This is a genomic window from Oceanobacter sp. ABM4_470 (assembly GCF_056158645.1).
Genome location: NZ_JBSWTR010000001.1, coordinates 901734 through 913974, shown reverse-complemented (window position 1 = coordinate 913974; position 12241 = coordinate 901734). Strand labels below are relative to the sequence as shown.

The 12241-nt window shown below is 55.6% G+C and carries 13 protein-coding genes; 4 read left to right on the top strand and 9 right to left on the bottom strand.

Annotation, left to right across the window (positions count from 1 at the left end; genetic code table 11):
- Window positions 1-151 precede the first annotated feature (151 nt).
- Complete coding sequence (locus ACXADJ_RS03985) at window positions 152-916, bottom strand: sulfite exporter TauE/SafE family protein (protein ID WP_475063349.1); 765 nt, start codon at window positions 914-916, stop codon at window positions 152-154.
- A gap of 85 nt (window positions 917-1001) precedes the next feature.
- Here ACXADJ_RS03985 and ACXADJ_RS03980 point away from each other — a divergent pair, with 85 nt between their 5' ends.
- Entirely contained in the window at window positions 1002-1244 is a 243-nt protein-coding gene (locus tag ACXADJ_RS03980) for a glutaredoxin family protein (RefSeq protein ID WP_475063347.1), read from the top strand.
- 24 nt (window positions 1245-1268) lie between these two features.
- On the opposite strand, the gene ACXADJ_RS03975 is transcribed toward ACXADJ_RS03980, so the two are convergent.
- Complete coding sequence (locus ACXADJ_RS03975) at window positions 1269-1916, bottom strand: riboflavin synthase subunit alpha (RefSeq protein WP_475063345.1); 648 nt, start codon at window positions 1914-1916, stop codon at window positions 1269-1271.
- Between the two features lie 240 nt (window positions 1917-2156).
- On the opposite strand from ACXADJ_RS03975, the gene ACXADJ_RS03970 reads away from it, so the two are divergent.
- Window positions 2157-3314 (top strand): patatin-like phospholipase family protein, encoded by a 1158-nt coding sequence (locus ACXADJ_RS03970; protein WP_475063343.1) that lies wholly within the window; start codon window positions 2157-2159, stop codon window positions 3312-3314.
- Between the two features lie 316 nt (window positions 3315-3630).
- Here ACXADJ_RS03970 and ACXADJ_RS03965 read toward each other — a convergent pair whose 3' ends face one another.
- The 7 genes from ACXADJ_RS03965 to alr form a co-directional block, all read right to left on the bottom strand.
- On the bottom strand, window positions 3631-4488 hold the full coding sequence (locus ACXADJ_RS03965; protein ID WP_475063341.1) for a D-amino acid aminotransferase: 858 nt from the start codon (window positions 4486-4488) through the stop codon (window positions 3631-3633).
- 123 nt (window positions 4489-4611) lie between these two features.
- Window positions 4612-5496 (bottom strand): DUF4392 domain-containing protein, encoded by an 885-nt coding sequence (locus ACXADJ_RS03960; protein WP_475063339.1) that lies wholly within the window; start codon window positions 5494-5496, stop codon window positions 4612-4614.
- Window positions 5497-5534: 38 nt separating this feature from the next.
- Window positions 5535-6491 carry a 5-oxoprolinase subunit C family protein gene (locus tag ACXADJ_RS03955; protein WP_475063337.1) on the bottom strand — a complete coding sequence of 319 codons (957 nt, stop codon included), beginning with the start codon at window positions 6489-6491 and terminating at the stop codon, window positions 5535-5537.
- Window positions 6484-7182: a 5-oxoprolinase subunit PxpB gene (gene pxpB / locus ACXADJ_RS03950; protein WP_475063334.1), complete on the bottom strand. Its 699-nt coding sequence runs from the start codon at window positions 7180-7182 to the stop codon at window positions 6484-6486. The genes ACXADJ_RS03955 and pxpB overlap by 8 nt, the downstream gene beginning before the upstream one ends.
- A 9-nt stretch (window positions 7183-7191) precedes the next feature.
- On the bottom strand, window positions 7192-7932 hold the full coding sequence (locus tag ACXADJ_RS03945) for a 5-oxoprolinase subunit PxpA (RefSeq protein WP_475063332.1): 741 nt from the start codon (window positions 7930-7932) through the stop codon (window positions 7192-7194).
- Between the two features lie 17 nt (window positions 7933-7949).
- The gene (locus ACXADJ_RS03940) at window positions 7950-8741 is read right to left on the bottom strand and encodes a putative hydro-lyase (protein WP_028294327.1); all 792 of its coding nucleotides are present in this window, start codon (window positions 8739-8741) and stop codon (window positions 7950-7952) included.
- Window positions 8742-8754: 13 nt separating this feature from the next.
- A complete protein-coding gene (gene alr / locus ACXADJ_RS03935; RefSeq protein WP_475063328.1) occupies window positions 8755-9876 on the bottom strand; it encodes an alanine racemase in 1122 nt (373 codons plus the stop codon).
- Between the two features lie 300 nt (window positions 9877-10176).
- On the opposite strand from alr, the gene cobB reads away from it, so the two are divergent.
- Window positions 10177-10932, top strand: coding sequence for a Sir2 family NAD+-dependent deacetylase (gene cobB / locus ACXADJ_RS03930; protein WP_475063326.1), 756 nt, complete (start codon window positions 10177-10179; stop codon window positions 10930-10932).
- A gap of 184 nt (window positions 10933-11116) precedes the next feature.
- Window positions 11117-12241, top strand: a complete 1125-nt coding sequence (locus tag ACXADJ_RS03925) for an efflux RND transporter periplasmic adaptor subunit (protein ID WP_475063324.1) — start codon at window positions 11117-11119, stop codon at window positions 12239-12241.

The window sequence follows — 12241 nt, the reverse complement described above, 5'->3', positions numbered from 1 at the left end:
ATTATGCCTGTCGGATTTTCCCCCGGGGAAGCAAAATCGGGGCATGGGCCACGCTGTTGCATGGCATAGACAGTGGAGTACCTCAAACGAGGTGACAAGCGGCAAGACAGGATGGGCACTCGTGCCCATCAGCCAAACACCGCAGAGAAACTTACAACAACTCCCCGACCAACAGCTTCAACGCCACAACCAGGGTAACCACCTCGTACAACCGCTTGATGGTCAGATTACCGGCCTTGATGGAGCTGTTCGCTCCCAGATATCCACCAATGACTGAACCCAGTAGCAGTGCCGGAATCCAGCTCCACTGAACCTCAGCCACCGTGCCCATGGTCAGCGCCCCCGAGCCATTCCAGCCAAGGCCAACCGCTACCAGCGTATGGGCTACGGCTTTTTTGTATTCAAAGCCAAACCAGTACACCAGCCATAGAGTGACAAACAACCCACTTCCCGCCGACAGCGCACCGTTCATCACACCAATCACAAACAGAATCAAACCGCCGATCACCATGCCAGAGGCATCTCTGTGGCGTGGTGTTTCATCCAGCCCCAAATCCGGCTTGAAAATGGAATAAGCCGACAGCGCCAGCATCAAAATCCCCAACGCAATTTCCGCGCTGCGATCGTCCACCCCAATGATAAACAGCGCACCACCTACCACACCGGGAATACCAGCACCGGCAATCAGTGCGATTAACCACCACTGCAGATGGCCTTCTTTCAAATGGCGGCTCGTGGCCCCCACCCCCAAAGCCACTGTCGCCACCTTGTGGGTCGCCAATGCCAGCGAAAACGGCAAACCGAGGAAAATCAGCATCGGCAACTGAATCAAACCCGCACCACCACCGGCCAATGCAGAAAACCAATTGGCGATTATCGCCAGTACAAGGAGAATAAGGTGTTCTAGAATATCCATGAAATTGTCTTGTTCAGGCGGATTCCCTGACGGCTGGCTACACGCTTGCATGCCGCTCCATCATCCGCTGTGTTAGAGGAAAACTATGACTTACGCGCTCTACTACTACGATATGTGCCCATTCTGCCAGATGGTTCTTCGCAGCCTTCCGGGCCTGAATGTGAAGGTAGAAAAACGCAATGTGTTGCAAAATCCGGAATATCGCCAACAGCAGCAAAAAGCCACTGGCCGCACTACGGTTCCTTGCTTGCTGATTACCAACGAGCAAGGCGAAGAACAGTGGATGTTCGAGTCCCGCGATATTATTCAGTACCTGAACTCACTCTGAGAACAGGTATTCATTGCTGGCAGATCAACCCTTGACTGCCAGCCGTTCAGTCAGTTGCGCCAGCAGCTGGCTGTCGCCCAGCAAACGGGTGACGGTATCTACTACCGCCTGGGTATGAGGGTCGGCTTCCAGATTGATCAGGTCACCCGGCTGCGCGTTACCAAACGTCGTTACATCGCGGGTTTCCGGAATCAGATGAACAGAGAAACGATCTGCTTCGACTTCGGCAATGGTCAGGCTGCAGCCGTTCAAAGCTACGTAGCCCTTGTCCAACAAGTACGGTGCCAATTCTGACGGCCGTTCGAACCACAGCACCAGATTGTTTTCGGATTCAATTCTCTCCAGCACTGCAACCTGCCCCATCACATGGCCGGAAATCATGTGGCCACCGATTTCGTCGCCCATTTTTGCTGCGCGTTCAATATTCACCTCATGGCCGGGTTCCAGCGCGCCGAGGTTAGTCACTGCCAGTGTCTGGCCAATGGCATCAAAGCTGACCAGTTCGCCGTTGATCTCGCGAGCCGTCAGGCAGGTTCCGTTCAGTGCCACCGAGGCACCAATTTCCAAACCGGCACGCAGTTGGTCATCAAACTTCAGCACAAAGGTCGCAAAATCGGCTTTGCGTTCAACATGATGAATGGGCAAACGGGTTTGGACGATACCGGTAAACATGGCTGCTCCTGCAAACAAGGACTCAAAAGCGGACTGGCATTATGCACTATACTGAAAGCGTGCGGACAGTCGTTGTCGCCAACGCAGTAACGACATCCAGCCTGACCAGCAGTTTTCCAGCAACCGATAGATACCCATTCATCGTCACGATTGACCGAAGCAAACCATCACAAATACATGGTCAGGCATTGAGATTTCGCTGGCACTAAAAAAGGCCAGCCTCCAGCAAGGTAGCACGCTATGAAATTGCAACGAACCGGTCTGATTTTGTCAGGTGGTGGTGCTCGAGCCGCCTATCAGGTTGGGGTATTAAAAGCCGTCCACGAGATCCTTCCCAAAGGACACTACAACCCGTTCGATATCATTTCCGGCACCTCCGCAGGGGCCATCAACGGCATCGCCCTGGCCAGTTACGCCGATGACTACCGGCGCGGTATTCGCCAACTGGACCGCATCTGGCGGCACTTCACTCCCGACCAAATTTACCGCACCGACTTTATGGGGATCTCCAATTCACTGGCCAAGCTAAGTCGAAGCATGATTTTCGGCAGGCGCTACAAGAATGATCCGGTGTCACTGTTGGACAATGCTCCGTTGCGAGAACTGTTGGAAGAAGTGGTCGATTTTCAGCGGGTCAAACGCTGTATTGACGAAAACCATTTGTATGCCCTTGCCGTCAGCTGCTCGGGCATCGACAGCGGCGAGTCGACGGCATTTTTCGAGGGACACCCGGAGATCCAGAACTGGGAACGCCAGCGTCGTGTTGGCGTGCGCGCCGAGCTGACTATCGATCACCTGTTAGCCTCATCGGCCATTCCCATGATTTTCCCGGCCATGTTCCTGGGCGACCAGTACTACGCCGATGGAGCGGTACGTCAGTTGGCTCCAATCAGCCCTGCCCTGCACCTGGGCGCCGAAAAGATCATGGTGATTGGTGTCAGCGCCATCGCCCACCGCACCAAACCCGATGTTCCGGATGCAACTTACCCGTCCCCAGCAAAAATGATGGGCCACATGCTCAATGCGGCATTTTTGGACAGCATGGAAACCGACATTGAACGCCTGTTGCGCATTAACCGCACCTTGCAGCACATCCCTAAATCCGTGCGCCAACACTACGACATGGAGCTGCGCCCTGTTCAATTGCTCGACATCAGCCCCAGTGTGTCGCTGGATGTGTTGGCGGGCGAACACGCCGATGAAATGCCCAAAGCCCTGAAGCTGGTGCTGAATGGCCAGGGCAATAACAAGAAAAATGGCTCAGGCATCCTGAGTTATTTGCTGTTTTCCGAAGGCTATTGCCGCCGCCTGATTCAGCTGGGCCACGACGACGCCATGGACAAAGCCGCCGAGATTCGGGACTTCTTCCGCGATCATTTTGATGATTGTCAGTTGTAGACCGTCTGGTGTCTGGTGTCTGGTGTCTGGTAGAAGATTGTGGGAGAGAGCTTGCTCTCGATAAACACAAACCATCGGCAGCAAGCTACCTCCCACAGACCATGCGCTACTCTGCATGTCGATCAATAAAAAAACGCCCGTCGGATCACTCCGACGGGCGTTTTTTCTGGTTCTGATCAATACCACCCAGGGCCTGCATCCCCCTTGGTGGTGTTCACCTCAACCACTTTCCGTACTACTCATTGCGACGCAAACGCCTGACTGTAGGGCGGATAAGCTTGGCCATCCGACAGCCGTTGCAGGCGTCTGCCACAACTCAGTAGTTGTGCTTGCCTGCGCTGTACAAAGTCTGGGCCGCTACCCACACGTCGCCAACTTCACCAGTGCCTACTGGCTTGCCGTCCAGTTCAACCACCGGGGCAATTTCCTTGGAAGAGCTGGTCAGCCAGATTTCATCGGCGTTACGTACTTCTTCCATGGTCACAGTACGCTCTTCCACCTTGATGGAACCGTCTTTGGCCAGGATGTCCAGCAGCATCAAACGGGTGATGCCCGGCAGGATCTGGTTGTCCAGTGGTGGAGTGATCACCACGCCGTCTTTAACAATGTAGGCGTTACACGCGCTGCCTTCGGTCATTTCACCGTTGGCGTTGTACAAGATGATTTCGTTGTTACCGGAAGCAAAACCCTGTTGGAAGTGCATCACGTTGCCCAGCAGTGCAGTGGACTTGATGTTGCAACGCTTCCAGCGCAGGTCTTCGGTGCTGGATACTTTGTAAGCCTTGGCTTTGGCTTTATCTGCTACTGGAGCAGCCGGGATTTCGAACGCGAAAGCGTAAACGGTAGGCTGAATGTCGGCCGGGTAAGCGTGGAAACGCTTGCTGTCTGCACCACGGGAAACGTGCAGGTAGATACCCAGGTTGCCGCCACCGTTCTTCTCGATCAGGCCTTCACACACTTCACGCCATTGGTCGTGGGAGTAGTCCAGCTTGATATCGATGAACCCCATGCCTTCGTTCATACGATCGATGTGTGGACCAAAGCCAACCAGCTTGCCGTCGTAGGACGGGATCACTTCGTAGATACCGTCACCGAACAGGAAACCGCGGTCCATCGGTGAAATCTTGGCTTCTTCCATCGGCATGTAATCGCCGTTCAGATAAACAATGCTCATCTCTTTCTCCAGTAGTGCGGAGGATTTGGCAGTCGACTCTTTGCTATTGCGAACCGCCAGCCCTCTCTTTTCAATGATAATTCAGTCGTAATTCGTTACCGCCGGGTTACATCGGCCGTCACATCAGGCGCTGATAAAACCGGTCAGCTGGCGCAGTTGCTTCAGCATTGCAATGCCGTCTTCTGCTGGCAGGCTGTCTTCGGTAAGGGTGTTTTCGCGGGTTACGCCATCCACGCTGCCGTGCTCAGAGCAGTACTGCAGCACCGCCAGGTTGTCGAAGTCGGCCAGCAAATCCTTACCGACCAGCCAGCCCAGCATGGCGATCAGGCCATGGCCGCCCCAGTTGGAAACGTCGGCCACCACCAGCTCACCACAACGGGTCAGCGCTGGCGTAATGTCGAGGCTGCGCAACGCAGGGCCAACGTTGCCCATGCCAATTTCGTTACCGCCATCGCCCACAGCGACGGTCGGGCAACCGGCCATTTGCATGATTTCGTCGAAACTTGCCGCACCGGCGGAAATGGATTCGCCACGCATGTTGTAGTAACCGTGATCAGCCGCCTGCCCCGGACGCTCGATAGAGATCACCAGCTGTGGCTGATATTTCTCCAGCACCTCAGCTGCCTTGGCACAACGCTCTTCCTGACTGGCAGGACCAACCGGTAACTTTTCAACGCGGAAGTCAGCTTCTATGGCTGAAGCCAGCGGGTCGCCACACACCAGTACCGGCTTGGCACCCATGGCTTCAAGGCCGCGATACAGAGAGATAGCACCCACAGGACCGTCGGTTTCAAACGTGCCGGCAACCGGGAAACCGGTGCCAATCAGCACCGTGCCGTCGCACTGTTGCATCATCATGGCGGCGCGCAGCACGTAGCCCTTGCGCATGGTGGCCTGCACGGTTTGCATGCCGCGCGGGTTGCGGGCAACCAGCAGGTCTTCAATGCGTGAACTCAGCTCAACGGCACCGGCCAGGGTGTGTTCGGCACGAATGGTAGTCAGTGTCATAGTGTTCTATCTCTAACGGGCGTCGGACAGTGGCGGTATTAACCGCGCACCATGCGGGTCGCGTTTTCACGGTAGCGCGCCAACATATGAATGTTGTGCGCCTCGTCGATGTTGATGGTTTCAAAGCGCACTTTGGAGCCAGGTGTCAGTTGCGCCAGACGGCCGGTATCCAGTGACAGCACAGAGCCAATCTTCGGATAACCACCAATGGTCTGACGGTCGTTCAACAGCACAATTGGTTGGCCATCCGCCGGTACCTGAATGGCACCGTGGCAAATGCCTTCCGACAGGATGCCGTCGATGGATGGCTTGATTTCAGGCCCTTCCAAACGATAGCCCATACGGTCTGAACGGTCGGTGGTGGTGTATTCACTGCTGAGGAAACGCGCCACCTGCAATTCGGTGAACGCCGCTTGCTGATACCCCAGAATCACTCGCAGAGTAACGTCTGCGCTGTAATCCGGGCGTTCCCATTCGGGCAGCAGCTTAAGCTCGATATCAGTCACCGCGTTGGCTGCCAGCACGTCACCCGCCGCCAGTTTTTCACCTTTCAGGCCGCCGACTTTTTCACGTACCACCGTGGCCGCACTGCCAAAGCTGTGTGGAATATCAAAGCCACCGGCCACTGCCAGATAGGCACGACAGCCATTAGTAGAAAAACCCAGCTTGATCTCGTCACCGGCTTTCACTGCGTGAGTGCGCCACTGGTCTTTCGGCTGGCCGTTAATCGTCAGCGGCGTTTCGGCACCGGTGAGGGCAATGGCGGAATCCACCTGCGCCTGCAGCACCAAACCACCAAAGCTGGCTTCCAGCGCGGTAGCGTTGACGTCGTTGCCAACCAGACGGTTAGCCCAGCGGAAAGCTTCGCCGTCCAGCGGACCGCCAACGGTCAGGCCAATGCCGTGCTGGCCGTAACGACCCGCGTCCTGAATCAGCGTCATCAGGCCCGGCTGGACTACTTTGAAGCCCTGTTTGTTTGCAGCGTGATCAGTCATCCAGAGAACCTCCCAGTGCCAGGAATTCATCACGGGAGATGGCATCGAATTTCACGATATCGCCCACCTGTACCGGCATGGTCGGTTGCTGTTCAGGGTTGAACATGCGCGTCGGACAGCGACCAATCAGGTTCCAGCCACCCGGCGAAACGGCCGGATAAATTGCTGTTTGACGGTCGGCAATCGCCACTGCGCCACGCGGTACTTTCTGGCGCGGGGTCGACAAACGCGGCGCAGCGATACGTGGATCAACGTCTCCCAGATAAGCAAAGCCCGGCGCAAAGCCGATGGCGTAGACGCGGTATTCGCCGTTGCGGTGAATGTCGATCACTTCGTCGGTGGTCAGGCCAGCGTTGCGAGCCAGATCTTCAAGATCGACGCCCACTTCCGCGCCGTAGTACACCGGCAAGGTCACAATGCGGCCCTCGGCGGAAGCGTCGTTGGTCAGCAGTGGCTCGATGTCACGAATCGCGTTACGCACCTTCAGGTGGTCACAACGGAACATATCGAACACCACCAGCACGCTGGCATAAGATGGCACCAGATCAATCAGGTCGGCACCCAATTGCTGACGCAACAAACGGGTGATCTGCTCGACACGATTGGCAACACCGGCTTCACCCCCTCCTACCTTAGAGTCAGCACCAACGTAGATGATCAGGGCGTTTTCGCCTGCTACTTCGATTCTCATCCGCTGCCCTTACGCCTGCTGGCCGGAGTAAACGACCTGACGGATTTCTTCGATAGCGGCGACGCCTTCGGCGTTATCGCCGTGCACACACAAGGTGTCGGCGTCGATTTTCAAGGTGTGGCCGCTAACGGTGGTCAGAGTGCCCTGCTCGTTCAGCTGCTTGACCTGCGCCAGCATCTTTTCACGAGTGTGGACAGCGCCCGGCTTGGTGCGGGACAGCAACTTGCCGTCGTCGTCGTAGCAACGGTCAGCAAAGGCTTCGAACAGCACTTCAATGCCCGCCGCCTTGGCTTCTTCACGAATGTCGGCACTTTGTGGCGTCGCTTGCAGCATCAGCTTGATCGGACGGTAGAAAGCGGCAATCGCCTGCATGATGGCGGCACGCACGTCGGCCTTGGCCATCATGTCGTTGTACAGCGCACCGTGCGGCTTAACATACTGGATTTCGATGCCCTGGCCTTTGGCCATGCCGTCCAGTGCCGCGACCTGATACTGCACGAACGCCACAATTTCTTTGGCGGTGCAGTTCATGGAACGACGACCAAAGCCTTGGAGGTCCGGATAGGCCGGGTGAGCACCTACTTCTACGCCATGTGCTTTGGCCAGTTCCAGCGTGCGCTGCATCACCACCGGGTCACCGGCGTGAAAGCCACAGGCTACGTTGGCCTGGTCGATAAATGGCATGACGGCTTCGTCCATGCCCATTTTCCAGGAACCGAAGCTTTCGCCGAGATCACAATTCAGTTTCATCGTTTGCTCCTGTTCGCTTACAAAATGGACAGACGGCTGTTAGGCACGTCAGAGATCAGCATATGGCCCGGGCTGTGGGTAATGCAGAAGGATGGCTTGGCTTGCTCCAGCGCCACCTGAGGCGTTACACCACAGGCCCAGAACACAGGCACTTCGCCTTCACGAATGGTCACAGCATCGCCGAAGTCCGGGGTGTTAATGTCCTTGATACCAATCGCTGCCGGGTCACCAAAGTGCACAGGCGCACCGTGAACGGACGGGAAGCGAGAGCAAATCTGGATCGCACGGATGGCATCGGCAGGCTTCATCGGACGCATGGACACCACGTTGGTGCCAGAGTAACGACCGGCTGGCTTGCACTCGATGTTGGTGCGGTACATAGGCACGTTCACGCCTTCAGAGATGTTACGAACGTCCAGACCGTCGGCCAGCAGCGCTTCTTCAAACGAGAACGAACATCCCAGTGCAAAAATCACCAGGTCGTCGCGCCAGTGTTCGGTAATGTCGGTCACTTCCTCAACGAACACGCCGTCCTTGAAGATGCGGTATTTTGGTACGTCCTTACGGATGTCCATGTCTTCGGCCAGATCACGAATCACCAGGTCGCCCGGGTTGGCCGAAATACCCACCAATGGGCATGGCTTCGGGTTCAGCTGACAGAATTTCAGAAAATCATCAGCCCAATCTGCTGGCAAAATCGCCAGATTGCACTGAACAAAGCCCTGCGCCAGACCAGAGGTGTTGCTGGTGTGTTCACCAGAGCGAATCAGGTGACGCAGTTCTACCGGAGATAAAGTCTTCAAATTCATATCACTAACCCTGTTATCTGAAACGATCATTGCGTTCGCCAACCACCTGACCACCGTGCTTGTACACGCGCGGGATACGATCGGAGATGGAACAAACGATTTCGTAGTTGATGGTGTTGAGGTCGTTGGCAGCCATATCAATGGTGCACTGATCGTTTAGCAAATCGACGCGGTCACCCACCTTGACGCTGTCGTCAATGGTGACCATGCATTGATCCATACAAACCCGCCCCACCACTTTGAAGGTGTGGCCGTTGATTTGTACAGGTCGATTTTGGTGGTAACGCAACCAACCATCGGCATAACCAATGGCAATGGTGCCTATGCGAGTGTCTTCGCTGGCTTCGAAGGTTACGCCATAGCCCAGTTTCTCGCCCTTCTTGAGGGTTTTCACCTGGGTGATGCGGCTGTGCAGCGACATCGCCTGCTGCAATTCAACCGGCATATCGAATACATCGCCCGGAGCCAGACCGTACATGGCAATGCCCAAACGACCGCAATTGGTATGCGGCTGCTGACTGTGGTGCAGCAGCGCCGCGCTGTTGGATTCATGCACCAGCTCAAACTGGCTCATGTCGATGGCGGCAGTCATTTCGTCGACGTTGGCCAGCTGTTGCTGGTAGTAGTCGGCATCGCAATCGGCGGTGGCAAAGTGGGTAAAGATACCGGTCAGTTTCACCGAACGGTTCAGCTGCAGCAGTCGACAGGCTTCTTGCAGTTCGGTCGCAGAGCTCATGCCGATGCGGTGCATGCCGCTGTCCATTTTCAGGTGCACATTCAGGGTGGCACCCTGATAACCGGCAATCTGTTGAATCCAGTCCAGCGTGTGGGCGGTTACGTCAATCTGGTTGTCGGCTGCTACGGCGGCATCGGATGGGCGGATTGGCCCCATCACCAGAATCGGTACGTTTTTGATTGAACGGCGCAGCTTCAGCGCTTCGTCCAGAAACGCCACCGACAAGTGCGTAGCTCCGGCTTCCAACGCCGCTCGCGCCACTTCAACATCGCCATGACCATAGGCATTGGCCTTCACCACAGCAAACAATTGCTGGTAGCCACTATGACGTTTGATGCTGCTGACGTTGTGGGCGATACGGTCGAGATCGACCTCTACCCAGGTGTCGCGATAGAACATTGAAAATCCTCAGATTCGGTACTTCTTTACCAGTGCCAGAAGCGGGTTTTGCTTCTGGCGGGCGAACTTTCAAAATTATACGTTGGCGATGCAATTACTGAAGGAGCGTTTAACTTAAAAAAACGCCTTAAGCAGAACATTCATCTTTATTTAAAATGAAACAAAAAGGAAAAAACTGTGAAACTATCGTCAAGCGGTACATGCTCTTTTTAGCCTTTTTCTCTTCATGGCCCAGAAGGAGGTCGAAATTCCTGCCAAACATGGTTACATAGAAGAGGCATCTCACTCAGGATCATCGCTATGAGCATCAAGCCTTCGGATTTCGGGCAAGCAGGCAGTACCTCCCGTTCCGCTCCCCGCATTGTGGTACTGACCGGCGCGGGTATTTCGGCCGAATCCGGTGTCCGAACCTTCCGCGACAACGACGGCCTGTGGGAAAACCACCGGCTGGAAGACGTCGCCACCCCGGAAGCCTTTCTGCGCGACCCGGCGCTGGTGCAGCGCTTTTACAATGCCCGCCGGGCACAGCTGAACGACGTGGACTGCAATAAAGGCCACAAGGCCCTTGCGGAATTTGAAGCCGCCTGGCCCGGTGAGTTCCTGCTGGTGACACAGAACGTCGACGACCTGCACGAACGCGCCAACAGCCAAAACCTGCTGCACATGCACGGCGAACTGAAGAAGGTGCGTTGCAGCAAAACCCACACCATCTATCCTCACAGTGGCGATATTCTGGAAAACAGCCTTTGCGAATGCTGCAACGAGCCTAACCTGCGTCCACACATCGTCTGGTTTGGCGAGATGCCTCTGTTTATGGATGAGATTTATCGTGCACTCGATACCTGTGACCTGTTTATCAGCATTGGTACCTCGGGCCATGTATACCCTGCGGCAGGCTTTGTCGAAGTGGCCAACAATGCTGGTGCACATACGATAGAGATCAATCTCGAGCCCAGTCAGGTGAGGGATAATTTTGCCGAACACCTGTACGGCCGAGCGGGCGAGGTGCTACCGGGGTATCTGCAACAGTTGCTGAGCGATTGGCAGCAGAATTGACCTAGCCTGTAACAATTCGCCTTAACGATAACGACGGGTCTGACTGGTAACGACGCACCTGAAAAGAAACAGGCTTGGCATCACACGCCCTTTAAAATTACAATTTGTAAATTATTATTTTTCTATGGACAGCCGCTGCTGATGCCCGCCCATCAGCACCCTTCTGACGATCAAGAGATTCCTTATGACTGGCCCATTGCGATTCCCTGCTACCCCGACCAGCGCCCTGCTTATTGCCCTGTTTCTACCCATGCTGCTGTTAAGCGGCTGTGGTTCAGAGCAGGCTGATGCACCAGCAGCCACTACTAACACACCGCGCCCGGCCCGCATTGTCGAGGTCAGTTCTGGCGCCGATGCCTTGTTGCGCCGTTTTCCAGGCAAAGTAGCGGCCGCAGAGGAAGTACAGCTGGCCTTCCGGGTTCCCGGTGAACTGCAAACCTTACCAGCGTTAGCCGGTCAACAGGTGGCCAAAGGCGCGGTACTCGCCACACTGGACCCGTCGGATTACCAGCTGGCGGTTAACGAACGTCAGGCCCGCTATCAGCTGGCCAGCTCGCAGTTTGATCGTATCGACAACCTCTACCAGAAAAATCAGGTATCCCGCGCCCAGTACGACCAGTCAAAAGCCGAACTGGATATCGCCAAGGCCGCTTACGACAGTGCCACCACTGATCTTTCCTACACCACCCTCAAAGCACCATTTGCAGGCATCGTTGCGGATAAATACTCCGATAACCATCAGTCGGTTGCCGCAGGCACCCCCATTCTGAAGCTACAGGCCCGGGGCCAACTGGTGGTGGTGATTCAGGTACCGGAGCAGCTGATGATTCAACTGAGCCGATCTGACAATCAATACCACCCGGAAGTCGAATTCGATGCCCTGCCCGGCCAACGCTTTGACGCCGCTTATAAACAGCACAACACCGAAGCCGACCCGGCCACCGGCAGTTATCAAATTCAATTGCAGTTGCCACGCCCCGAAGGCCTGAACCCACTGCCCGGCATGTCGGCCAGCGTCTACGCCGATCTCAGCAAGGTGCTGTCGGTCAGCAGCAAGGCTTTGGTGATTCCGGTTGAAGCGGTATTCCAGTCTGCCCAACAGCAGGAAGGCTCACAGCAAGCCAGCGTCTGGCAGGTGAATAACAGTAACCAGCTGGAGCTGCGCGAGATCGTTACCGGCAAGATTACCCAGGCAGGCATTGAGGTGGTTTCTGGTCTGGAGGCCGGGGATCGCATTCTGGCGGCAGGTGTAAACACCGCCCAAGCCGGCATGAGCGTACGCCCATGGCAGCAGGAACGGGGTTTGTAA